The following is a 22,298-nucleotide window of genomic DNA, read 5'->3' as shown; positions in this document are numbered from 1 at the left end:
CATGTCCGATCCGACGCGCTCCGCGCGCGTGACACCCCAGTCGTACGCCCCGCGCGCGCCCGTGGCCCGCGACTCCGGCGGCAACCTCGGCGACATCCTGGAGCGGGTGCTCGACCGGGGCATCGTGATCGTGGGCGACATCCGCGTGAACCTCCTGGACATCGAGCTGCTCACGATCAAGCTGCGGCTGCTGATCGCCTCGGTGGACACCGCGCGCGAGCTCGGCATCGACTGGTGGGAGCACGACCCGTGGCTCAGCTCCAAGGACCGCGACCTGGTCGAGGAGAACCGCACCCTGCGCCGCAGGCTCGCCGCCGTGGAGGGCGAGGAGGCGGCTCCGCGGCCGATCGAGCGGTCGCGCGGGGCCGAGCCCTACGAGCACTACGAGCGCGACACGGCGTACCGGACCGCCGACCGGAAGGATCGCGGTGGCTGACACGGGAACGTATCTGTACGCGGTCACCCGCGAGGAGGACCGTGTGGATCCGGCCGCGCTTTCGGGCCTGACGGGCGTGGCGGGCACGCCGGTCCATACGGTGGCGCACGCCGGCCTCGTCGCGTACGTGGGCACCGTGCCGCTGGAGGAGTTCGGGGAGGGGCCGCTGCGCCGCTCGCTGGAGGATCTCGACTGGGTCGGCGAGACGGCCCGCGCGCACCACCGCGTCGTGGAGGCCGTGGCCGGGTCGGCGCCGACCGCCCCGGTGCGGCTGGTGACCGTGTACAGCGGCGAGGACCAGGTCCGCGACATGCTGGGCCGCAGGCGCGACGACTTCACGGCGGTGCTGTCGCAGGTGGCCGGGCGGCGCGAGTGGGGCGTGAAGGCGTACGCGGAGCGGGCCGCCGAGCCTCGGCCTTCCGAGCCGGGCCAGGAGGCGGAGGCGCCCGTGAAGCCCGGGACCGACTATCTCAGGCGCCGCAAGGAGAGCCTGCGCAGCCGGGACGACGCCTGGCGCGACGCGGCCCGGCGCGCCGAGGACATCCACGCCGCCCTGGCGGCCGTCTCGGTCGCGAGCAGGCGCCACCGGCCCCAGGATCCGCAGCTGTCCGGCCGCGACGACTGGATGCTGCTGAACGGCGCCTACCTTGTCGACGACCACCTGAGCGAGGAGTTCGCCGCCACCCTGGCAGGGCTCCGCGGGCCCGGCGTGGAGATCGAGCTCACCGGCCCCTGGGCGCCGTACTCCTTCACCCAACTGGACCCCGGCGACCCGGAAGCGGAGGCACGCGGCTCAGAGGACGGCCCAGAAGGCGGCCCAGAGGCGGGCGGCCCGGGAACGGAGGCGAGGGCGGGCGATGGCACGTGATCTCGCTCCGCGGGGCGCCCGGCTGGCGGCCGAGGGGCGGCTTCCCACCGAGCGCGTCGCCCTGGTCGACCTCCTCGACCGGCTGCTGGCGGGAGGCGTCGTGATCACCGGCGACCTGGTCCTGTCCATCGCCGACATCGACCTCGTGCGCATCTCTCTGCGTGCCCTGATCATGTCGGTCCGGGCGTCGGAACCGCTCGAAACGGGGGTGCGGCATGAGCGGTCTCCGCTCTGATCCCTCCGGCCGCCGCGTCCCCGAAGGCCCCGCGCCCGAAGGAACGCGCCGCACACCGGAAGACCGCACACCCGAAGGAACGCGCCGCACACCGGAAGACCGCACACCAGAAAGGACGCGCCGCGTACCGGCGGGCCCCGCGCCCGCCAGGGTGCGGCGGGTGCCCGAGGACGCCGGGGCCGGCGCCGCGGCCGAGTCCCGCTCGGGCCGCTGGCACCTTGAGACCGACCCCGAAACGGTCGAGCGCGACCTGACCCGGCTGGTCCTCACCCTGGTCGAGCTCGTACGGCAGCTCGTGGAGCGCCAGTGCGTGCACCGGATGGACCAGGGCGACCTGTCGGAGGACCAGATCGAGACGCTCGGCCTGACGCTGATGCGCCTGGAAGAGGCCATGACCGAGCTGTGCGAACGCTTCGGCCTGTCCCCCTCGGAGCTGAACCTCGACCTCGGCCCCCTGGGCACGCTGCTCCCGACCGACTGAGCGGCCCCGGTGAGGCTAGAACAGCTAGAGCGCGACTCCGAGAAGGGTGTCGGCGACGGCGCGGACCAGGGCGGGCGAGCCGGGATCGGCGCCCTCCCCGCCGGACGCGCGGGCGGCCCAGGCGTCGACGGCCGCGAGCGCCCCGGGCGTGTCCAGGTCGTCGGCCATGCGCTCCCTGACCTGCCGCAGAACAGGCCCCGCGTCCGGGCCGGCGGGCAGGTCGACGGCGGAGCGCCAGCGCGCCAGCCGCTCCGCCGCGGTGCCGATCTGGTCGGCGGTCCACTCCCAGTCGGCGCGGTAGTGGTGTGCGAGCAGGGCCAGCCGCACCGCCATGGGGTCGTGCTCGGTGCGGAGCCGGGAGACGAACACCAGGTTGCCCCGGGACTTCGACATCTTCTCGCCGTCGAGCGCGACCATGCCCGCGTGGACGTACGCCTTGGCGAAGGGCCACTCCCCCGTGGCGACGTGCCCCTCGCTGGCGCCCATCTCGTGGTGGGGGAAGATCAGGTCGGAGCCGCCGCCGGACACGTCGAACCCGCTGCCGAGGCGGTTCAGCGCGATGGCGGTGCACTCGACGTGCCAGCCCGGCCTGCCGGGGCCGAAGTCCGACGGCCACGAGGGCTCGCCGGGCCGCTCGGCCCGCCACAGCAGCCAGTCGAGCGGGTGGCGCTTGCCCTCGCGCGCGGGGTCGCCGCCGCGCTCGGCGAACAGCTCCAGCATCTGCTCCTCTGAGTATCCCGAGACGGCGCCGAACTTCGGGGCCGCGGCGACCGAGAAGTAGACGTCGCGGTCGACCTCGTAAGTGGCGCCCTTGTCCTTGAGCCGCCCGATCAGCTCGGCGACCTCGGCGACGACCTCGGTGACGCCCACGTAGTCGTCGGGGGGAAGGACGCGCAGGGCCTCCATGTCGGTGCGGAAGAGCTCGATCTCCCTCTCGGCGAGGTCGCGCCAGTCGACGCCCGTCTGCTCCGCCCGCTCCAGGAGCGGATCGTCCACGTCGGTGGCGTTCTGCGTGAAGTGCACCGCGTGGCCGGCGTCCCGCCACACCCGGTTCACCAGGTCGAAGGCCAGGTAGGTGTTGGCGTGCCCGAGGTGGGTCGCGTCGTACGGCGTGATGCCGCACACGTACATCCGTGCCTCGGATCCCGGGGATGTCTCCCTGATCTCCCGTGCCGAGGTGTCGTGAAGCCGGAGAGGAAGGCCGGCGCCGGGCAGGGGGGAGATGTTCGGAGCGGACCACGATCGCATGCCCTGAGCCTATCCAGGCGACGGGGTGGTGCGATCACACCGGGGTGTCCGATTTGGGGCCTAGGGGTCCACCGTGGCCAATGACACAAAACCGTACTTAGGTACGTTCCAACATGGCAGAATCTTGCCGCCGTGGTACGGGGGCCGGCGCTCAGGATCACACGCCAAGGGAGAGCACATTTGCCGGCTTTCAGGCCCCTGGGGCCCACCGATCCCACGAAGATCGCCTCCTACCGGGTGACGGGGCGGATCGGTGAGGGCGGCCAGGGGGTCGTCTACGCCGCCGAGAGCGGGTCGGGCGAGCGGGTGGCGGTGAAGCTCCTGCACCGGAGGGTCTCCGACGACGAGCAGGTGCGGCGCGCCTTCGGCGTCGAACTCCGGCAGGCCCAGCGCGTCACCGATCCCCACGTCTCCCGCGTCCTGTCCTACGGCATCCACGACCACCGCCTGTACTACGCCGGCCAGTACGTCGAGGGCCCGTCCCTGTGGGAGGTCGTGGAGAGGCAGGGGCCCCGCCCTCAGAGCGAGATGGCCGAGCTGGCTGCCGCCACCCTCGCGGCCCTCGCGGCCATCCACGAGGCGGGCACGGCGCACGGCGGCTTCCGGCCCGGATGCGTGCTGATGGGCCCCGACGGGCCCCGCGTGATCGACTTCGGGGTCGGGCGCGCCCTGGACGGCCCGGCCGCGACCGGCCGGCTCGCGGGCGCCTCGCCGTTCACCGCGCCCGAGCACCTGGCGGGGACGGTCCCCGGTCCCGAGAGCGACATGTTCGCGTGGGCAGGCACGATGGTCTACGCCGCCACCGGGCGCGCCCCCTTCGGCCAGGACTCGGTCCCCGCGGTGATCAACCGCATCCTGAACGGCATGCCGGATCTGGCCGCGCTGTCCGGAGCGCTGCGCGGCGCCGTCGAGTCCTGCCTGGAAAAGGCCCCCACCCGGCGGCCCTTCGCGCGGGAACTGCTCGCCCACCTCGAAGGGTCTTCCCCCGCGCCTCGCCTTCCCGCCGTCCCCGCGTGGCCCGCGTACGCCGCCTCCCCGCCGGCCCCGCCGGCCCGGTCGTACGAGGGGCCCATCCCGCTGAGCTCGCGGCCGATGTGGCCGAGGCCCCCGGAGATCGCGCGCCGCGACCCGGCGCCCCGGGAGCCGACGGCGGGACCGGAACCCTCGCCGCGGCCCGGCGAGCTCCCGGCGGACGCCGCCATGGCGCCGGACAGGCAGGCCCTCACCCGCCGCAGGCGCGACCGCGTCCTCGCCGTGGCCGCCTTCACCCTGCTGGCCGCCGTCGTCGTGGCCCTGTTCGCCGCGCCCGGAGGCTCCACGAACAGGGAGGTTCCGGGGGCGGCGCTCGCCCCCACGCTGGGCCTCGCCCTCGCGCCCACCCCGGAGCCGGAGGTCACGCCCGAGCCGACCCCGGTGCCCTCGCCGTCGGCGAGCGGTTCCAAGGCGGCGGAGAAGCCCCAGCCGAGCTGGAAGGCCTCGACGACCCGGGTCGCCAGGCCGGTGCTGGCGGTGACGCCCAAAAAGGTCCGGGTCCAGTCCGACTACGTCCTCTACGTGAACATCAGGCTCAAGGCGCCGGGGGCGGCCGTGCACTGGCGCGCCTCGATCACCGAGGGCAGCGTGCTCAGCTCGACCAAGGGCCGGATCGCTGCGGGGGGCTCGGCCGTCGTCACCGCGTACGGCACGCCGTACTGCAGCACCTCCAAGGTCCGGTTCACCTCCAACGGGGGCGACAGGACCGTGACGATCATCTGGGGCGGGGTGCTGTGCTGACCGGGCTCACGGGGTGCCCGGCAGGCGCATGACCTCGTACCACGAGCCCGGGTCGTCCGGACGCGGGCAGAAGTCGTAGCGCAGCGCGCCCGCGCCCAGGGCGACCAGCGTGACCGAGGACGTGCCCCACACGCGCCCGTCCGCCGACTGCTCGCGGACCACCAGCGCCCTCGGATCGGTGAGGGGAAGGCCCGCCCCGGACGCGAGCCCGCGCCAGGCCCCCCATGCCTCCTGTGCCTCCCGCGCGTCCCGTGAGCCGTCGCCGGTGGCCCAGGCCGAGGGACGCCCGGCGGCGGCGAAACGCGGCCGGAAGTAGGCGGCCCGCGCACCCGCGGCGTCCCTGTCCCACCCGGTGTTGACGATGACGTGCACCCCCGCCGGGAGCTTGTCCTCGGTCACGCCGCGCCCGTCCCAGCTCCAGAGCCGCACGCCGTCGAGGTCCGCGACGAGCAGGTGGAAGGGGTCGTACCTGGACAGGTCTCCCCCGGGAAGCTCACCGGCGGCGGCCGCTCGAAGCGGCAGGTCGCCGCGGGACCCGCGTACGGACGGATCGGCCTGCGGGCCGCACCCGTTCAGCAGCGCGGCGACGCGGGAGCCGAGGGGGTCGACGGCCAGCCAGGTGCCGCCCGCCGACAGGTCGCGCCCGCCCACCAGGCCGGGGAACTCCGGCCAGTGCGCCGCGGGCGGCTCCCAGGGCCGCGCCGCGAACTCGTCACGTACTCCGGCGAGCACCACGGGCGTCTCCGCACCGGGCTCGACACCGACGATCACCGTACACACGCCCGTTCCCTCCAAGGCCGGTAGAGATGGACAGCCCACCCAGGGTACGCCTCCGGCATGGAGAGGTCAGCGGGTCAGATCGGCGGCCAGGGGATCGCGGGCCAGTCGTCGGAGGGATACGGATGGATGCCGGTGCCGAGCAGCCGGCGCACGCGTTCCCACGTGGCCTCCACCTCCGGCAGGGTCAGCAGCTCGCGCAGCCGGCGGCCCAGCCTGCCGCGCTCGATCTCGCGCTCCAGCCGGGCCAGGACGTTCACCGCCTCGCGCGGGAGCGGCTTGCCGCGCCACTGCCACAGCACGGTGCGCAGCTTGTCCTCTGCGGAGAAGCAGACCCCGTGGTCGACGCCGTAGATGTGCCCGTCGGGCAGGGGCAGCAGGTGGCCGCCCTTGCGGTCGGCGTTGTTCACCACGGCGTCGAAGATGGCCATGCGGCGCAGCACGGGGTCGCGGCTGCGGATCAGGGCCATGAGGTCGGCCTCGGGATCGGTGTCGATCCACAGCTGGCACATGCCCGGGCCGAAAGGGCCGTCGCGGTAGACGCTCGGCGGCACGATGCGCCAGCCGGTGGCCGCCGACACCTCGAAGGCGGCGACCTCCCGCGCGGCGAGGGTGCCGTCCGGGAAGTCCCACAGCGGCCGCTCGCCCCTGACCGGCTTGTAGACGCACTCGGCGACCAGGCCGTCGAGGCGGATGGAGCAGTAGAGCGTCATGTTGGTCGCCTCGACCAGCCTGCCGGCGACCTCGATGGTGCCCTCGCGCAGCAGGCGAAGGGCGGTGACGTCGTCCAGTCCGGACGTACCGGGGATGCTGCTGAGCCGGGGGTCGCTCTCTGCACTCACGTACTGTCCCCCCGGTGGCCGTTGAGGCGGACGCAGATGTGTCCCTCCGCGTCGAGTGGCTGCCCGCACAGCGGGCACGGCGGCCGTCCGGCCGCGACGATCTCCAGCGCCCGCTGGGTGAACGCGCGGGCGGCGGCGGCGCTGATGTGCACCCGCAGGACGGCGGAGTCGGGCCGGTCGTCGTCGATGACGGGCTCCTCCTCCTCGTCGTCCGCGGAGACCTCCTGCGCCTCGATGACCACCTGCGAGGTGTCGGGATCCCAGGCGAGGGCCATGGTGCCCACCCTGAAATCCTCGTCGATCGGAAGGTCGAGGGGTGCCTTGTCGGCGAGCTCCACCGGGGCCATGGCGGGCACCGGGGCGGTGCCTCCGCTGCGGCGCAGCACCTCGTCGAGCAGCTCGTCGAGCCGATCGGCCAGTACCGCGACCTGGAACTTCTCCAGGCCCACCGTCGTCATCCGCCCCTGAGCACGGGCCTGCAGAAAGAAGGCGCGTGATCCCGGTTGCCCAACGGCACCGGCCACGAACCTGTCTGGCGGATCGTAGTCGAAGACCGGCATAGCCCGACCTTACGTGGTCCCGGCTCCGCCGCCGACAGCGGCGTCGCTCTCGGTGGAACTTTCTCCCCCGTCTTGCTGCTCCGAACCCTCAGGCCGTGGCGCGGGGGGTAGGAGATTCTCCACCCCGCCGCCCACATCGTTGACCCGCAGGACGAACGGCCGCAGCGTCGTGTAGCGGATCGCCGTGAGGGACGCGGGATCGGCCGTGATGCGCTGGAACTGGTCGAGGTGGACGCCCATCGCGTCCGCCACGATCGCCTTGATCACGTCTCCGTGGCTGCACACCAGGTAGACCGCGTCGTCGCCGAGCTTGGCGTTCCAGTGCCGTACGGCCGCGACGGCGCGGCGCTGCACGCCCGCCAGCGACTCGCCACCGGGGAAGACCACCGCGCTCGGATGCTGCTGCACCACCCGCCACAGGGGCTCCTCGGCCAGCTCCTTCAGCGGGCGCCCGGTCCATTCGCCGTATCCGCACTCGCCGAACCGGTCGTCGCTCTCGACCTTGAGGCCTTCGCGTCCCCGGAGGACCGCCTGGGCGGTCTCCTGGCAGCGTTCGAGAGGGCTGGACACGATCGCGTCGAGGCGCAGGGGGGCCAGCCGGGCCGCGAGGGCCTCGGCCTGGGCGCTGCCTCGCTCGCTCAGATGGACCCCTGGGGTCCACCCGGCGAGCACCGGCCCGGTCATGTGCGTCAGACCGTGCCGCACCAGAAGCAATGTGGTCACAAAGGCAACCCTATTGGGCTGTGATCACCCCTAGAGACAACAGTGTCAGCAAGAAAGCGCCGATGAAGACACGATAGGTGACAAAAACCATCATCGAATGTTTGGTGATGTACCGCAGCAACCATGCGATCGAGGCGTATCCGACGACGAAGGACACGACGGTGGCGATCAGGGTCGGCACGAGGTCGGGGCCGCCGCCCGCTCCGACGTCCTTCAGCTCGAACAGCCCCGACAGCACGACGGCGGGGATCGACAGCAGGAACGAGTACCGGGCCGCCGCCTCGCGGGTGAAGCCCAGGAACAGCCCGCCGGTGATGGTCGAGCCGGAACGGGACGCGCCGGGCACCAGGGCGAGCGCCTGGAAGCCGCCGATGATGAGCCCGTCCTTCAGCGTCAGGTCGTGGATGGCGGTGCGCTGCCGCCCGAGCTGCTCGGCCAGCAGCAGGAGCAGGCCGAACACGATCAGCACGGTGGCGTTGATCCACAGGTTGCGCGCCGGGCCCTCGATCTGGTCCTTGAAGACCACGCCGAGCAGGCCCAGCGGGACCGTGCCGAGCCCGATGTACCACCCCATGCGGGCGTCCATGTCGTCGCGTAGCTCGGGGGTCCACAGGCTGCGCAGCCAGGTCCAGACGATGCGCACGATGTCACGCCAGAAGTAGATGACCACGGCGAGCATGGTGCCTAGCTGGATCACCGCGGTGAAGGCGGCGCCCGGGTCGGACCAGCCGAACAGCCGGGGAACGATGAGCAGATGAGCGGAGCTGGAGATCGGCAGGAACTCGGTCAACCCCTGCACGATGCCGAGCACGATCGCTTGCAGTGCGTCCATAGTGCGCGCCAGCCTAGGGCAGCCCCGGCGCCGGGGACGGCATGGCGGGTGATGACCCGGCGAGGAACCGGTGAAGTAATGCCGGGAAGGTGATGAGGAAGTGAACGTTCCGTGAGGTCCGACCGGCGAAGGCGCGTCCTTCGCCATCAAGGGAAGTGAGACGTTCCAACGCGGTAACCTGGCCGGATCATGGATCAGCGATTGGTCGGTCGTAGCGGTCTATCGGTGTCACGGGTGGGGCTGGGCACCATGACCTGGGGGCGTGACACCGGCGCGGAGGAGGCCGCCGCGCAGCTCGTCGCGTTCGCCGAAGCCGGGGGCACCCTGGTCGACACCGCAGATGTCTACGCCGGCGGCGACGCCGAGCGGCTGCTCGGGCGCCTGCTGCGCGACTCCGTGCCGCGCTCGGAGATGGTCGTCGCCACCAAGGCCGTCCTCACGCCGCACGGGCCCCGTTCGAGGAACGCCTCCCGGCGCGCCCTCATCTCCGCGCTCGACGCCTCCCTCGCCAGGCTGGGCGTCGAGGAGGTCGACCTGTGGCAGCTGCACGCCTTCGATCCCGAGGTGCCCCTGGAGGAGACGCTGGCGGCCGTCGACACCGCCGTGTCCTCCGGCCGCACGGTGTACGCCGGGGTGTGCAACTACGCCGGATGGCAGCTCGCCGCGGCGGGCGTGTGGCAGCGGGCGGTCCCCGGGCGCACGCCGATCGTGTCCGCCCAGGTCGAGTACTCTCTGCTCGCCAGGGACGCCGAGCGCGAGGTCCTGGCCGCCGCCGAGCACGTCGGCGCCGGAGTGCTCGCCTGGTCGCCGCTCGGCCGCGGCGTGCTCACCGGCAAGTACCGTGTGGGCATCCCCGCCGACTCACGGGCAGCCACGCCGCATTTCGCCGACTTCGTCCAGCCCTATCTCGACGAGCGCTCCCGCCGGGTCGTCGAGTCGGTGACCACGGCCGCCGAGGGGCTCGGGGTGTCCCCTCTCGCGGTGGCCCTGTCCTGGGTACGCGACCAGCCGGGCGTGGCCGCCGCCATCGTGGGAGCGCGCACCCACGCCCAGCTCAAGGGCGTGCTGCAGGCCGAGGAGCTGACGTTGCCCATGGAGATACGAGAGGCCCTGGACGACGTGTCGGCCGACTAGCACGGACCTCGCGATCGACCGAACAGGAATCTCGCTCGCGTATCACTACTAGGTACCGAATCGCATCTTTTCGTGGAAAGACCGGCGTGTTGGCACACGATGGTCGGGGAGGCGGCGGGAGGGGAGCCCGCACCTCCGCCGCGCGTGTGGATGACGATGGAGGGGAACCATGCGTAAGGGCACGACCGCCATCTCGGTGGGAGCGCTGACGCTCGCGCTGAGCGGGGGGACGGTGCTGCTGGTGGCGGCACCCGCCACGGCGTTCTCGCCGCCCTCGCTGCGCGCGACCGACTGCGGCAGGGGGTCCGACCCGCTGTCGAGCCTCACCGGCCAGGTCTGCGACCTCGTAGGCGGGGTCACCGGCACGGTGGACGACCTCACGGGCGACAAGGCGGCGCCGGTCACCAGCACCCTGGACGGCCTCACGAACGACCCGCTGAAGCCGCTCACCGACGCGGTCACGAAGACGGCGGACAAGATCCTCGGTGCCACCCTCGACCCTCCGGCCACCGTCTCCCCCACCCCCGGACCGCCCTCGGCCACGCCGGAGCCGGTCGCCGAGCCGAGCGAGGCCCCGGCCGGGAACCTGCTCGGCGTCGAGGTCGGCACCGGGTGCCTGCCGGTGGTCTCGCCGCCCGACTGCGGGCAGGAGGCCTCGCCGGCCCCCCGGGCGCCCGCCGGGCGGGACCGTTCCACTCCCACCAACGCCCCCGCCGCTCCGGCCCCACCGCCCGCTCCGCGACAGCAGGCCTCGCCGCCGTCCGCGCCGGCCTTCCCCGGGCAGGGCACGCTCACGGGCGGCACGGAGCCGGATGGAGCGGTGGATCATGCCGGCCCCTCCGGCCCGCCGTCGGCGCCGCCCTCGGCCGACGTCGAGTCGCCGCCGCTCATGCCCCTGTGGCCGGGCCAGCCCCTCCCGTCGCTGACCGGCCGCCTGGACGCGCGAAAGCTCGTGCCGAGCAGGCCGTACGACGTGGTGGGCACCGCGCTGACGGCGGCGCTGCTGGCCTCGGCGATTCTGGCGACCCGCATCGTGCAGGCCCGCAGGATCGAGGCCGAACCGCGGTCGATGCCGTTCGAGGGCCTGCGCCGCCCCGACCCGGGACGGCAGCGCCTGGCCTGACCGGGGCTCCGCAGCGGAGCGTCAGGCCCCCATGGCGTGGACGCCGCCGTCGACGTGCACGATCTCGCCCGTCGTGGCCGGGAACCAGTCGGACAGCAGCGCCACGCACGCCTTCGCGGCGGGCCCCGTGTCGGAGAGGTCCCACCCGAGCGGAGCCTTGGCCGGCCAGCTCTCCTCGAACTCCTTGAACCCGGGGATGCTCTTGGCGGCCATCGTGCGCAGCGGGCCCGCCGACACGAGGTTGACCCGGATGCCGTGCTTGCCGAGGTCGCGGGCGAGGTAGCGCGAGCAGGACTCCAGGCCCGCCTTGGCGACGCCCATCCAGTCGTACACCGGCCAGGCCTTGGAGGCGTCGAAGTCGAGCCCGACGACGGCGCCGCCCTCCTTCATCAGCGGCAGGCAGGCGACCGCCAGCGACTTGAACGAGAAGGTCGAGACCTGGACGGCCGTGGCGACGTCCTCCCAGCTCGTGTTGAGGAAGTTGCCGCCGAGTGCCGTCTGCGGGGCGAAGGCGATCGCGTGGACCACGCCGTCGAGCCCGTCGAGATGCTCGCCGACGCGGTCGGCGAGGGTGTCGAGGTGGTCGGTGTTCTGCACGTCGAGCTCGATCACCGGCGGCGTCTCGGGAAGCCGCTTGGCGATGCGCTCGACCAGGCTCATGCGCCCGAAGCCGGTGAGCACGATCTGGGCGCCCTGCTCCTGGGCCAGCCTGGCCACCGAGAACGCGATCGAGGCGTCGGTGAGCACGCCGCTGACCAAAAGCCGCTTGCCGTCGAGAATTCCCATGTCAGTGCCCCATTCCAAGGCCGCCGTCGACCGGGACGACCGCCCCGGTGATGTAGGCGGCGTCGTCGCTCGCCAGGAACTTGACCGCCCGCGCGATGTCGGCCCCGCTGGCGGCACGGCCGAGCGGGATGTTCTTGAGGATGGCCTGCTGCTGCTCGGGTTCGAGCGCGGCCGTCATGTCGGTCTCGACGAAGCCGGGGGCCACCACGTTCACGGTGATGCCGCGCGAGCCCAGCTCGCGGGCCAGCGACCGGGCGAAGCCGATCATGCCGGCCTTGGAGGCGGCGTAGTTGGTCTGGCCGGCCGAGCCGAGCATGCCGACGACGGAGGAGATGAGGACGATGCGCCCGCGCCGCATCCTCAGCATGCCGCGGGTCGCCCGCTTGGCGACGCGGTAGGCGCCGGTGAGGTTGGTGTCGATGACGTCGGTGAAGGCCTCTTCCTTCATCAGCGGCAGCAGGGTGTCCCTGGTGATGCCGGCGTTCGCCACGACGACCTCGACGGGCCCGTGCTCGGCCTCCGCCTTGGAGAAAGCGACATCCACGTCTTCTGAGCTGGTGACGTCGCACCGCACGCCGAAGAGCCCCTCGGGGGGCTCTCCCGAGCGGTAGGTGACGGCGACGGCGTCGCCGGCCGCGGCCAGCTCACGGGCGATCGAGAGGCCGATGCCGCGGTTTCCACCGGTTACGAGTACTGAACGAGCCATGGCAACGACGCTATCGCGTACTCACAGGTAAACCCTTATCCGCGCCGTACAAGATCACAGGGCTAGGATCGTGGACATGCGCCAGATCGATCCCGACTTTCTCGCCCTGCCGCTGCGGCGGCTGGCGGACGCGGCCCTGGAACGTGCCCGTGAGCTGGGCGCCGAGCACGCCGATTTCCGGCTCGAACGGGTGCGCGGCGAGACGCTGAGCCTCTTCGACGCGCGCCTCGAAGGCTCCATGGACGCCGACGACCTGGGGTACTGCGTGCGGGTCATCCGCGGCGGCACCTGGGGTTTCGCGGCGGGCATCGAGCTGACGCCCGAGGCCGCCGCGGCGGTCGCCGAGCAGGCCGTCGAGGTGGCCAAGATCGCCGCCGCGGTGAACCGCGAGCCCGTGGAGCTGGCCCCCGAGCCGGTCCACGCGGGCGTCACCTGGGTGTCGTCCTACGACGTCGACCCCTTCACCGTGGCCATGAAGGACAAGTCCGGCCTGCTGGGCGACTGGTCCGCCGGCCTGCTGAAGGATCCCAGGGTCGACCACGTCTCCGCCTCGCTCATGCAGGTCAAGGAGCAGAAGTTCTACGCTGACACCGCCGGCACCGAGGCCACCCAGCAGCGGGTCAGGGTCCACCCGGTGCTCACGGTGATGCGGGCCGCCGACGGGCGCTTCGACGACATGCGCACGCTCGCCCCTCCCGTGGGCCGGGGCTATGAGTACCTCACCGGCACCGGCTGGGACTTCCCCGCCGAGCTCGCCACCCTGCCCGAGCTGCTGGAGGAGAAGCTCAAGGCCCCCTCCGTCCAGCCGGGCACCTACGACCTGGTCATCCACCCCTCCAACCTGTGGCTGACCATCCACGAGTCGATCGGGCACGCCACCGAGCTCGACCGCGCGCTCGGCTACGAGGCGGCCTACGCCGGCACGAGCTTCGCCACCTTCGACAAGCTCGGCACCCTGGAGTACGGCTCGCCGATCATGAACGTCACCGGTGACCGCACGGCCGAGCACGGCCTGGCCTCGGTGGGCTACGACGACGAGGGCGTGGCGACGCGGCAGTTCGACATCGTGCGCGGCGGGCGGCTGGTGGGCTACCAGCTCGACCGCCGCATGGCGCTGCTGAAGGGCCTCGGCGCCTCCAACGGGTGCGCGTTCGCCGACTCCCCCGGGCACGTCGCGATCCAGCGCATGGCCAACGTCTCGCTTCAGCCCGCGATCGACGGCCCCTCGACCGACGGGCTCATCTCCGGCGTCGAGCGCGGCCTGTACGTCATGGGCGACAAGAGCTGGTCCATCGACATGCAGAGATACAACTTCCAGTTCACCGGCCAGAGGTTCTACCGCATCGAGAACGGGCGGCTGACCGGGCAGGTGCGCGACGTCGCCTACCAGGCGACCACCACCGACTTCTGGCGGTCCATGGATGCGGTCGGCGGCCCGCAGACGTACGTGCTCGGCGGCGCGTTCGACTGCGGCAAGGGCCAGCCGGGCCAGGTCGCGCCGGTGAGCCATGGCGCCCCCACCGCGCTGTTCCGCGGAGTCAAGATCCTCAACACTGTTCAGGAGGGCGGAAAGTGACTCCTCAGGAGACCGTCGAGCGTGCCCTTGCCCTCAGCAAGGCGGACGACTGCGTCGTGATCGTCGACGAGGGGTCCACGGCGAACCTCCGTTTCGCCGGCAACACCTTGACCACCAACGGCGTGGCGCGCTCGTCCCAGCTAACCGTCATCTCGATCACCGGCCGCGGCGTCGGGGTCGTCTCGCGCTCGGCCGTACGTCCCGAGCAGCTCGCCGACGTCGTCACGGCGGCCGACCTGGCCTCGCACGAGGCCCCGCCCGCCGAGGACGCCCGGCCGCTGGTCGCGGCGTCCCAGTCGCCCGACTGGGACCGTCCGGCCGAGTCCACCTCGATCGGCGTGTTCGGCGAGTTCGCCCCGGCGCTCGGCGAGGCGTTCGGCGTGGCCGAGACCGCCAACCGCAAGCTGTACGGCTTCGCCGAGCACATCCTCACCTCGACGTTCCTCGGCTCCTCCACCGGGCTCCGGCTCCGGCACGACCAGCCGACGGGCCGGCTGGAGCTCAACGCCAAGTCGCCCGACATGAGCCGCTCCGCCTGGACCGGCGTGGCCACCAGGGACTTCGCCGACGTCGACGTCGCCTCCCTCGGCGACACGCTCGCGCGCCGTCTCGACTGGGCCAAGCGCCGCGTCGCCCTGCCCGCGGGCCGCTACGAGACGCTGATCCCGCCCACGGCGGTGGCCGACCTGATGATCTACCTCTACTGGTCGGCGGGGGCCAGGGACGCCGCCGACGGCCGCACCGTCTTCTCCAAGCCGGGCGGCGGTACCCGGGTGGGCGAGTCGCTGTCGGCCTCCCCCGTCCGGCTCCGCAGCGACCCGGCCGCCGCGGGCATCGAGGCCGCGCCCTTCGTGATCACCCACGCGGGCAGCCGCGAGCGCTCGGTCTTCGACAACGGGCTGCCGCTGTCGGCGACCGACTGGGTGCGCGACGGCTCGCTGGCCGCGCTGCTCCAGACCCGCTACTCGGCCGAGCTGACCGGTCTCGCGGCCACCCCGCAGATCGACAACCTGATCATGTCGGGTCCCGAGGGCGGGCGCTCGCTCGACGAGATGGTCGCCTCGACCGAGCGCGGCCTGCTGCTCACCTGCCTGTGGTACATCCGCGAGGTCGACCCCCAGTCGCTGCTGCTGACCGGCCTGACCCGTGACGGGGTCTACCTGGTCGAGAACGGCGAGGTGGTGGGCGAGGTCAACAACTTCCGGTTCAACGAGAGCCCGGTCGACTTGATGGGCCGGCTCACCGAGATCGGCCGGGAGGGCCAGACGCTGCCCCGCGAGTGGAACGACTACTTCACCCGCACGATCATGCCGGCCGTCCGCGTGCCCGACTTCAACATGTCGACGGTCAGCCAGGCCAACTGAGGCGGTCCCCACCGGTGCCGGGAGGCTCTCCTCCCGGCACCGGTCCCAGGAGACTCACGCGGAGGCTCTGGGAGCCGCCCAACGGGTCACGAGTCCTCCAGGCGGAAACCGACCTTCATGCCCACCTGGTAGTGCCCGATCTCGCCGTCCTGGATGTGGCCCCGGACCTCGGTGACCTCGAACCAGTCGAGGTGCCGCAGCGTCTCGGCGGCACGCCGTATCCCGTTGCGGATCGCGTGGTCCATGCTCTCTGACGACGTGCCGACGATCTCGGTCACGCGGTATGTACGATCGCTCATCCAACTCTCCTCACCGTCGGCCTTGATCGTATGACGGCTCCGGCTCCCACGGCCGCCGTCGGAGCCCACTGGCCGAGGGTCTACCGTGGAGTCTGTGAAGGTATGGCATGGCCGTACGGTCGTACATCAGGTCACCGACGCGAGGCCCTCGCTCACGGCCGACATCGGCCGCCGGGAGAAGCGCTATTTCATCCAGATGGGCATCCGCACCCTGTGCCTCATCCTTGCCGTCGTGCTCAACGTACCCTGGCCGATCAGAGCGCTGTTCGTCGCCGGGGCGATCTTTTTGCCCTACGTTGCCGTCATCGGGGCCAACGAGCCGACTCGTGGCGCGAGCCCGGGCATTGACGGGGAACTACCTAACCAAACCGAGATACCAAGGCACCGTCGCGAGATCGGGTCGTGACAAAGTCTTGACGCACCCCATGGGTTGTAGGTGTACGCTTTAGACAAGCGCTCTGGTCCCCCGTCGGAGCGCTACTGCCGGCGTTCCGGGCCCCCGTCGGAACGCCGATGAAGCGACGCCGGGTGGTTTGCCCCCGTAACCACCCGGCGTCGCCCATTTCCGCGTTTAAACGCCCCCAATTCCGAAATTCGGATGACTCAATGGTCACCCAGCGTCTCCGCCGTGGCCTGGCCCCAGTTGCGCGCCAGCGTCGACAGGCGCTCCAGCGCCTCCGGTGACGCGGTGCCCGCGCCCTGCGCGAGACCGAGCAGGTACGCCGTCAGCGGAGCCGCCGGCCGGGCCACCCCGTGGGCGACGTCCCTGGTCAGGTCGAGAACCGCGTCGCGATCCACTTTCCCGGGGTCGACGCCCAGCTCCTTGCAGACCAGCGCCGTCCACTCGACCAGCACGTTCATGAGATCCCTTTCGTCCTAATCATTGGCGAGCGACAAGCTCGTTCAGCGTTTGTCGTTCACGCTCGGAAATCGCTTCCGGGCGTCACGCACATCGTCGAACGTGTCGCAATCGAACCACGGAACGCGGCCGTCACCCACCGCCACGCTCAGCCGCGCCGGGTCGAGGGGGCCGAGCAGCCCGAACAGGGACCTCCCCTCGTACGCCGCCAGCGCGCGGGCGAGCGCATCGGTGCGCCAGACGCCGGTGAGCCACTGCTCACGCCCGCCGTCGTCCACCAGCACCGCCCCCGGCCGGCGGCCCGCGGCCCCCAGAAGCGCCTTGACGTGTCCTGTCAGGAGGAACGGGAGATCGGCCGCCAGGAGCGCCACCCACGGCGAGGAGACCCGCGCCAGCCCCGTACGGAGGGCGGGGACCGGGCCTCCCCCGGGCGGGTCCTCCCGGACGAACTCGGCGCCCGCCAGGCCGGGACGTTCAGGCCCCACCACGACGAGCCGTACGGCGTCCGGCACCGCGGCCACGACCCGCTCGATCAGCGTCAGGCCGCCCACGCTCACGCCGGGCTTGTCTTCTCCCCCGAGCCTGCGCGCGCCGCCTCCGGCCAGCACCACCGCGTCGTACGGGCCCTGTGGGGCCGCGTCGTCGTACGGGCCCGGCGGGGCCGCCTGGTCGTACGGGCCGTGCGGGGCCGGGTGCTCCACGGGGGGCATCTCAGCCGCCGATGGCCGACATGGGGCGCGCCGGCTGCAGGAAGGCCGGGTCGTCGATGCCGTGGCCGGCCCGCTTGCCGCGCACGGCGGCGATCCACCGCGCGGCGAGCTCGTCGTCGGAGGCGCCCGAGCGCATGGCGCCGCGCAGGTCGGACTCCTCGGTGGCGAACAGGCAGTTGCGGATCTGGCCGTCGGCGGTCAGCCGTACCCGGTCGCAGGCCCCGCAGAACGGGCGGGTCACCGAGCCGATGACCCCGACCCGCGCGGGACCGCCGTCCACCAGGAAGATCTCGGCGGGGGCGCTGCCCCGCTCCTCGGGAGCCTCGGGGGTGAGGCCGAACTCCGGGGTGAGCGCGGCGAGGATCTCGTCGGCGGTGACCATGTCCTCCCGGCGCCAGCCGTGCTGCGCGTCCAGCGGCATCTGCTCGATGAACCGCAGCTCGTAGCCCTTCTCCAGGCAGTAACGCAGCAGCTCGGGGGCCTCGTGGTCGTTGACGCCCCGCATGAGGACCACGTTGACCTTGACCGGGCGCAGCCCCGCCGCGTCAGCGGCGGCGAGTCCCGCGAGGACGTCAGCGAGCCGGTCGCGGTGCGCGAGCCGTACGAAGACCTCACGGTCGAGGGTGTCCAGTGAGATGTTGACCCGGTCGAGGCCCGCCGCGGCGAGGGGCGCGGCGAGACGGGCCAGGCCGATGCCGTTGGAGGTGATCGACACGTGGGGCCGGGGCCGCAGCGCCGCCGTGCGCGCGACGATCTCGACGAGCTCCCGGCGCAGCAGGGGCTCGCCGCCGGTGTAGCGGACCTCGCCGATGCCGAGCCGCTGGACGCCGATCGCCACCAGGCGGCAGATCTCGTCGGCGGTGAGCAGGTCGGGCTTGGGCAGCCAGTCGAGACCCTCCGGGGGCATGCAGTAGGAGCAGCGAAGGTTGCACTTGTCGGTCAGCGAGACCCGCAGGTCGGTCGCCACTCGCCCGAAGGAGTCAACGAGCACCGGGGGGCCTCCTGTCGTGCGCGCGGATGTAACCGGTCAGACCGCCAGCCTACGGCGAACCGCGAAACCCCCTTCACGTTAGGCCTCACCGGCGCCTTCCGGGTCATCCCCCACGATCTTCTGGGGTCCTCTAGGGTCCCCCGCTCCCTTTCTCGGAAGCGGGGGTCTTCATCCCTCGGCGCAGGGACCCTTGACGTCCACGGCGTGACGCCGTCACCCCTTGATGCAGATGATCTGGCGCAGGTGGGCGACGACCTCCACCAGGTCGGTCTGGGCGGCCATGACCGACTCGATGTCCTTGTACGCGCCCGGGATCTCGTCCAGCACCCCGGCGTCCTTACGGCACTCGACTCCGCTGGTCTGCGCCTCAAGGTCGCTCACGGTGAAGGTCTTCTTCGCCTTGTTCCTGCTCATCTTCCGGCCGGCCCCGTGCGAGGCCGAGTTGAAGGCCTTGGCGTTGCCGAGACCTTTGACGATGTACGTGCCCGTCGCCATCGACCCCGGAATGATCCCCAGCTCCCCCTGCCCCGCCCGGATGGCCCCCTTACGGGTGACCAGGAGCTTCTGCCCTTCGTAGGTTCTCCTCCGAGACGTAGTTGTGGTGGTACAACATCGCTCCAGGCATGAGGTTCCGCCTCAGCTGGAGGGCAGTGCCGGCGGCTACGAGCGGAAGGGTGGGAAGCCGTCCAAGCGATCTTCGAGGCCCGGCGCGGTAAGCAAGTCGGTTCGCAGGGGGTCATCGGCGACCTTCCTGCCGATCACCGTGAACACACGTACCTGCTGACCGGCACCCTGCGCTGTGGCCGGCCGAAGGAGGACGGCACCCTCTGCATGTCGAGGCTACGGGTGTCCCAGCATCGCGACTGCCCCACCACGTCTATGTGTGCCGCTCGAAGGCCGAGGGTGGTTGCGGCAGGCTCGCGCGACGCGGCGACATGGTCGACCTGTTCATCTCCGAAGCGCTGTTGGCCAAGCTCGAAGAGCGTACGGCAACCGCCTCTGAAGTCGGGCCATGGCCCGGCAGTAGCGATTTGGAGGATGCCGAGGGACAGCTAAGAGAACCGCAGGCGGCCTGGCATGGCAAGAAGATCAGCAACTCCCTGTTCTTCGAGGAGGCCGGGCGGCTTGAGGCCGAGATAATCCGCCTGAACAGAGAACGCCAGCAACACCAGGCGGCGGCGCAGAGAGCTAAGACGGACATCACCGATATCCGGCGACGGTGGTACTCGGATACCAACGATGACCGATTGGACATGTCTCAGAAGCGCGGCTACGTGCGTGAGGCGTTTCACGCGATCATCGTTCACCCTGTCGGTAGCGGTAACGGAAGCCGGGGCAAGTTCGATCCGGACAAGCTTGAACCGATCTGGCGCGAAGGCTGAGCTGAGACGTCTAAGACGTCTCTCACTGCGACGGGAGCTGTTCCCCTTCCCGAGGGGTCACAGCCCCCGTACCTTTCGGGCGAATATCGGGACGTCTACGGACGCCGTTGGACGCCCTCGGACTTCTGCGGACGTCTTCGGGAGGTCAAGCCTGTACGAGTATGCCCTGGCCTATCCGGAACCGTCAGTGCTACTTATTAGGTTTAGTACCTGGAGACACATAAAGTGACCTCCGGCAAATCGCGAGTCTCGGCCATAGGGTGGCACTAGGGAGCAATCCGCCACGAATACCTAACAACCTCAATCCCCCCAGAAACCTCCAAACCCGCAAGGAAGTGACTCGCAGGAAGCCTCGTCGTAGTGGTGTACCGGCACGCTATGCGGGGCTTCTCCGGATCGGCCTGCTTCCTTGGGTGACTCTTTCCCGCCGAGAGAAGGGAGGTTTATTGGAGCATCAGCCGAGCGCCATAGCACGCGAATGGGGTAAAAAGAAAGCCGCCGAAAACCCCCGGTGGTCTGACGCGAAGTGGCATCGGATCGGTCGTCCGTCAGGGGATCAACGCCGAGTGAAATAGCCGCCTGCTCCAAGCCTTCACGGTCCGGGCCCCAGCGCTCGATCAGGTGGAGCGCCTGCTCCTGCTGACGGTCGGTCTCTACGCTGTCGGCTACCGTCTTGGAGGCCATGGCCGCTGTGCCGCGAGTGGCGCGCTTCTGCTCCTCGGTAGGTTCAGGACGGTTCCCGCTGTCGGGGACATGAAAGACCATTATCACCCCCATGCTTGTATTTGATCTGAAATCAAACCGTTCGCCCGGCGGCGTCGTCGTAGACGTTCCAGCGATGCGAGAGCGTTTCAACGAGCATGAGACCTCGCCCGCCTTCGGCGAACATGTCCCCGCGAACGCGCGGGGCTGTAGCGCTTCCGGCGTCCACCACGTCAACGTGTATGAGGTCGTAGCAATCAGCAATGGCGAGCGTCACCCTTCCGCCGTCTCGCGAGTCGGAATGAACCACAGCGTTCGTGACGACTTCGGAAACCAGTAGGGTCACGTCATCCAAAGCCGGATGATCCTCGCCGAGTTTCTGCCTCACGTAAGCGCGTGCTTGTGAGACTGACTGGGTAGAACCGACCAGATCGGTAACGCCTAGCAGGCTTCCCATCCTCATGCGCTTGCCTTTTCGTGTCGCCGGAAATGGTCCATGCGTCTTGGAGACTTCGCCCTATCAGATTGGCGACAGCGGGCTACGATCGGTAGTGGAATCGGCGTACAACCCCACCACACTTCCTGTGCGGTGGTCGGTATGGTGTCCGTAATACCCCCTAATTGGACGGTAGGTGAGCCATTGTCTGCCAGCAGGGAGATAGACCCCCACGAGTCCCCTCGCGCCCTGTTTGCCTTCGAACTGCGGAAACACCGAACTGACGCCAAGCTCACGCAGAAGCAACTAGCGAAACGCGTCGGGTTCAGTGAATCCATGGTGGGCATGGTGGAAGCTGGCAGACGGCCCCCATCCGAGCGCTTCGCGCAGCTTTGCGATCAAGCCTTGGGGCTCGACGGTGCAATGATGCGCCTCTACGTCGCCACCACCTGGAACAAGGCACCTGAGTACTTCAGGCCCTGGCTCGAAGAAGAGGAAGACGCCACATCGCTACACACGTGGGAACCGACGCTCATACCCGGCCTGCTCCAGACCGAGTCATACGCCCGCGAGATGTTCGCCACGTCTCCCGGCATCACCAGGGAAGACGTAGAGGAACGCCTAGCAGGTCGCATGCAACGGCGAGCCATCCTTAATCGGGAGAAGCCGCCCATGATCAGCGCTGTCATGGATGAGGCCGTGATCCATCGGAGCATCGGGGAGCCAGAGGTGATGCAGGAACAACTACGGTTCCTGCTCGAAATGGCCCAGCACCCCAAGGTGACCTTGCAAATCGTGCCCTACACGGCACAGGCGCACTGCGGCTTGATAGGCGGGTTCATCATCGCCGAACGGAACGGATCACCGTATGCCGCCTACGCTGAGGCACAACCGCATGGCCGCACGCTCGATGATCGTCAGGTGATCGCTGAGATGGCACTCCGGTATGACGCGATCAGAGCCGAAGCTCTACCGTTCAAACAGTCGGTCAAGCTCATACAGGAAGTGGTGAACCGAACGTGACTGCTGACCTTCGGGACGCACAGTGGCGCAAGAGCACCTTTAGCGGCGACACGGGCAACTGTGTGGAGGTCGCATCGAACCTGCCCGGCATCTTCGCGGTCAGGGACAGCAAGAACCCAACAGGACCGGCCCTGGTGGTTGAACCCGGCGCGTGGTTGGCCTTCGTAAGGGGTGTCAAGGCCGGGGCATTGGGCGCATAAGTGCTGGACTGGGGCCCCCGCTCAGGCGGGGGCTCTCTCGCGTCCGATCCCCTTAGCAGCTCAACGAGACGGCATGGATAGACGCTCGGTGGGCTCTAGCCACCCGCAGGGCGGCGGCCCGACTTCGCGTGTCCATTCCCAGCGACGTGCACCGTTGCCCCATCTCCAACGGCAACAGACGGCGTTGACGCCGACCGAGGGCCATCGAACGATCAGGCAGCGGGGCGAGCAG

General features: G+C 70.4%; 26 protein-coding genes and 1 pseudogene. 13 read left to right on the top strand and 14 right to left on the bottom strand.

Translation table 11 applies throughout. The annotated features are described in order from the left end of the window. Position 1: 1 nt before the first annotated feature. The 4 genes from ACGFIV_RS29325 to ACGFIV_RS29310 all read left to right on the top strand — a co-directional run bounded on the left by ACGFIV_RS29325 (position 2) and on the right by ACGFIV_RS29310 (position 2,020). Positions 2 to 436, top strand: coding sequence for a gas vesicle protein (locus ACGFIV_RS29325; RefSeq protein WP_358561519.1), 435 nt, complete (start codon positions 2 to 4; stop codon positions 434 to 436). Continuing rightward, the gene (locus tag ACGFIV_RS29320; protein WP_358561516.1) at positions 429 to 1,304 is read left to right on the top strand and encodes a GvpL/GvpF family gas vesicle protein; all 876 of its coding nucleotides are present in this window, start codon (positions 429 to 431) and stop codon (positions 1,302 to 1,304) included. The genes ACGFIV_RS29325 and ACGFIV_RS29320 overlap by 8 nt, the downstream gene beginning before the upstream one ends. Then, positions 1,294 to 1,539 (top strand): gas vesicle protein, encoded by a 246-nt coding sequence (locus tag ACGFIV_RS29315; RefSeq protein ID WP_392838252.1) that lies wholly within the window; start codon positions 1,294 to 1,296, stop codon positions 1,537 to 1,539. Before ACGFIV_RS29320 ends, ACGFIV_RS29315 begins: the two co-directional genes overlap by 11 nt. Before the next feature lie 160 nt (positions 1,540 to 1,699). Further along, positions 1,700 to 2,020 carry a gas vesicle protein K gene (locus tag ACGFIV_RS29310; protein WP_358561510.1) on the top strand — a complete coding sequence of 107 codons (321 nt, stop codon included), beginning with the start codon at positions 1,700 to 1,702 and terminating at the stop codon, positions 2,018 to 2,020. Positions 2,021 to 2,044: 24 nt separating this feature from the next. Here ACGFIV_RS29310 and mshC read toward each other — a convergent pair whose 3' ends face one another. Further along, positions 2,045 to 3,268 (bottom strand): cysteine--1-D-myo-inosityl 2-amino-2-deoxy-alpha-D-glucopyranoside ligase, encoded by a 1,224-nt coding sequence (mshC, locus tag ACGFIV_RS29305; protein ID WP_392838251.1) that lies wholly within the window; start codon positions 3,266 to 3,268, stop codon positions 2,045 to 2,047. 180 nt (positions 3,269 to 3,448) lie between these two features. On the opposite strand from mshC, the gene ACGFIV_RS29300 reads away from it, so the two are divergent. Beyond that, complete coding sequence (locus tag ACGFIV_RS29300; protein ID WP_392838250.1) at positions 3,449 to 5,041, top strand: serine/threonine protein kinase; 1,593 nt, start codon at positions 3,449 to 3,451, stop codon at positions 5,039 to 5,041. A 6-nt stretch (positions 5,042 to 5,047) separates the two neighbouring features. Here ACGFIV_RS29300 and ACGFIV_RS29295 read toward each other — a convergent pair whose 3' ends face one another. From ACGFIV_RS29295 to ACGFIV_RS29275, 5 genes are all read right to left on the bottom strand, one after another. Next, positions 5,048 to 5,821, bottom strand: coding sequence for an NRDE family protein (locus ACGFIV_RS29295; protein ID WP_358561947.1), 774 nt, complete (start codon positions 5,819 to 5,821; stop codon positions 5,048 to 5,050). Between the two features lie 74 nt (positions 5,822 to 5,895). Beyond that, positions 5,896 to 6,660, bottom strand: a complete 765-nt coding sequence (locus ACGFIV_RS29290; RefSeq protein ID WP_392838249.1) for an SCO1664 family protein — start codon at positions 6,658 to 6,660, stop codon at positions 5,896 to 5,898. After that, entirely contained in the window at positions 6,657 to 7,220 is a 564-nt protein-coding gene (locus ACGFIV_RS29285) for a DUF3090 domain-containing protein (protein WP_392838248.1), read from the bottom strand. Before ACGFIV_RS29285 ends, ACGFIV_RS29290 begins: the two co-directional genes overlap by 4 nt. 9 nt (positions 7,221 to 7,229) lie before the next feature. Then, positions 7,230 to 7,943 (bottom strand): histidine phosphatase family protein, encoded by a 714-nt coding sequence (locus tag ACGFIV_RS29280; RefSeq protein WP_358553854.1) that lies wholly within the window; start codon positions 7,941 to 7,943, stop codon positions 7,230 to 7,232. Positions 7,944 to 7,953: 10 nt separating this feature from the next. Then, the gene (locus ACGFIV_RS29275; RefSeq protein WP_358553857.1) at positions 7,954 to 8,775 is read right to left on the bottom strand and encodes an undecaprenyl-diphosphate phosphatase; all 822 of its coding nucleotides are present in this window, start codon (positions 8,773 to 8,775) and stop codon (positions 7,954 to 7,956) included. Between the two features lie 189 nt (positions 8,776 to 8,964). On the opposite strand from ACGFIV_RS29275, the gene ACGFIV_RS29270 reads away from it, so the two are divergent. Together ACGFIV_RS29270 and ACGFIV_RS29265 are read left to right on the top strand one after the other, a co-directional pair. Next, positions 8,965 to 9,909 carry an aldo/keto reductase gene (locus ACGFIV_RS29270; RefSeq protein ID WP_358553860.1) on the top strand — a complete coding sequence of 315 codons (945 nt, stop codon included), beginning with the start codon at positions 8,965 to 8,967 and terminating at the stop codon, positions 9,907 to 9,909. 169 nt (positions 9,910 to 10,078) lie between these two features. Then, complete coding sequence (locus ACGFIV_RS29265; RefSeq protein WP_358553863.1) at positions 10,079 to 11,032, top strand: hypothetical protein; 954 nt, start codon at positions 10,079 to 10,081, stop codon at positions 11,030 to 11,032. A gap of 21 nt (positions 11,033 to 11,053) precedes the next feature. On the opposite strand, the gene fabI is transcribed toward ACGFIV_RS29265, so the two are convergent. Both fabI and fabG read right to left on the bottom strand, forming a co-directional pair. After that, complete coding sequence (gene fabI / locus ACGFIV_RS29260; protein ID WP_358553866.1) at positions 11,054 to 11,818, bottom strand: enoyl-ACP reductase FabI; 765 nt, start codon at positions 11,816 to 11,818, stop codon at positions 11,054 to 11,056. A 1-nt stretch (position 11,819) separates the two neighbouring features. Further along, positions 11,820 to 12,524, bottom strand: a complete 705-nt coding sequence (gene fabG / locus ACGFIV_RS29255; protein WP_358553869.1) for a 3-oxoacyl-ACP reductase FabG — start codon at positions 12,522 to 12,524, stop codon at positions 11,820 to 11,822. Positions 12,525 to 12,600: 76 nt separating this feature from the next. Between fabG and ACGFIV_RS29250 the strand changes: the two genes are divergently transcribed. Both ACGFIV_RS29250 and ACGFIV_RS29245 read left to right on the top strand, forming a co-directional pair. Further along, entirely contained in the window at positions 12,601 to 14,100 is a 1,500-nt protein-coding gene (locus tag ACGFIV_RS29250) for a TldD/PmbA family protein (protein ID WP_392838247.1), read from the top strand. Next, complete coding sequence (locus ACGFIV_RS29245; protein ID WP_392838246.1) at positions 14,097 to 15,464, top strand: metallopeptidase TldD-related protein; 1,368 nt, start codon at positions 14,097 to 14,099, stop codon at positions 15,462 to 15,464. Before ACGFIV_RS29250 ends, ACGFIV_RS29245 begins: the two co-directional genes overlap by 4 nt. Before the next feature lie 86 nt (positions 15,465 to 15,550). On the opposite strand, the gene ACGFIV_RS29240 is transcribed toward ACGFIV_RS29245, so the two are convergent. Continuing rightward, positions 15,551 to 15,763, bottom strand: a complete 213-nt coding sequence (locus ACGFIV_RS29240; RefSeq protein ID WP_358553878.1) for a dodecin — start codon at positions 15,761 to 15,763, stop codon at positions 15,551 to 15,553. Positions 15,764 to 15,857: 94 nt separating this feature from the next. Between ACGFIV_RS29240 and ACGFIV_RS29235 the strand changes: the two genes are divergently transcribed. Then, the gene (locus ACGFIV_RS29235; RefSeq protein ID WP_392838245.1) at positions 15,858 to 16,169 is read left to right on the top strand and encodes a DUF3099 domain-containing protein; all 312 of its coding nucleotides are present in this window, start codon (positions 15,858 to 15,860) and stop codon (positions 16,167 to 16,169) included. 197 nt (positions 16,170 to 16,366) lie between these two features. On the opposite strand, the gene ACGFIV_RS29230 is transcribed toward ACGFIV_RS29235, so the two are convergent. From ACGFIV_RS29230 to ACGFIV_RS29215, 4 genes and pseudogenes are all read right to left on the bottom strand, one after another. Further along, positions 16,367 to 16,624, bottom strand: coding sequence for a DUF6457 domain-containing protein (locus ACGFIV_RS29230; RefSeq protein WP_358553884.1), 258 nt, complete (start codon positions 16,622 to 16,624; stop codon positions 16,367 to 16,369). A 42-nt stretch (positions 16,625 to 16,666) separates the two neighbouring features. Continuing rightward, entirely contained in the window at positions 16,667 to 17,323 is a 657-nt protein-coding gene (locus tag ACGFIV_RS29225) for a molybdenum cofactor guanylyltransferase (RefSeq protein ID WP_392838244.1), read from the bottom strand. 10 nt (positions 17,324 to 17,333) lie between these two features. After that, complete coding sequence (gene moaA, locus ACGFIV_RS29220; protein ID WP_358553887.1) at positions 17,334 to 18,323, bottom strand: GTP 3',8-cyclase MoaA; 990 nt, start codon at positions 18,321 to 18,323, stop codon at positions 17,334 to 17,336. A 213-nt stretch (positions 18,324 to 18,536) separates the two neighbouring features. Next, positions 18,537 to 18,927, bottom strand: a pseudogene (locus tag ACGFIV_RS29215) (RtcB family protein); the annotation flags it as partial. A 331-nt stretch (positions 18,928 to 19,258) separates the two neighbouring features. On the opposite strand from ACGFIV_RS29215, the gene ACGFIV_RS29210 reads away from it, so the two are divergent. Then, positions 19,259 to 19,705: a hypothetical protein gene (locus tag ACGFIV_RS29210; RefSeq protein ID WP_358553890.1), complete on the top strand. Its 447-nt coding sequence runs from the start codon at positions 19,259 to 19,261 to the stop codon at positions 19,703 to 19,705. 796 nt (positions 19,706 to 20,501) lie between these two features. Here the strand turns inward: ACGFIV_RS29210 and ACGFIV_RS29205 are convergent. Continuing rightward, positions 20,502 to 20,870 carry an ATP-binding protein gene (locus ACGFIV_RS29205; protein WP_358553893.1) on the bottom strand — a complete coding sequence of 123 codons (369 nt, stop codon included), beginning with the start codon at positions 20,868 to 20,870 and terminating at the stop codon, positions 20,502 to 20,504. A 177-nt stretch (positions 20,871 to 21,047) separates the two neighbouring features. Here ACGFIV_RS29205 and ACGFIV_RS29200 point away from each other — a divergent pair, with 177 nt between their 5' ends. Continuing rightward, a complete protein-coding gene (locus ACGFIV_RS29200; RefSeq protein WP_358553896.1) occupies positions 21,048 to 21,866 on the top strand; it encodes a helix-turn-helix transcriptional regulator in 819 nt (272 codons plus the stop codon). Next, positions 21,863 to 22,066 (top strand): DUF397 domain-containing protein, encoded by a 204-nt coding sequence (locus ACGFIV_RS29195; protein ID WP_358553899.1) that lies wholly within the window; start codon positions 21,863 to 21,865, stop codon positions 22,064 to 22,066. The genes ACGFIV_RS29200 and ACGFIV_RS29195 overlap by 4 nt, the downstream gene beginning before the upstream one ends. Positions 22,067 to 22,298: the final 232 nt, after the last annotated feature.

This window comes from Sphaerisporangium sp. NPDC049003 (genome assembly GCF_043197795.1).
In the GTDB taxonomy this organism is placed as follows: Bacteria; Actinomycetota; Actinomycetes; order Streptosporangiales; family Streptosporangiaceae; genus Sphaerisporangium.
Note: the sequence above shows the minus strand (reverse complement) of the source record. Positions and strands in the feature narration are given on the sequence as shown.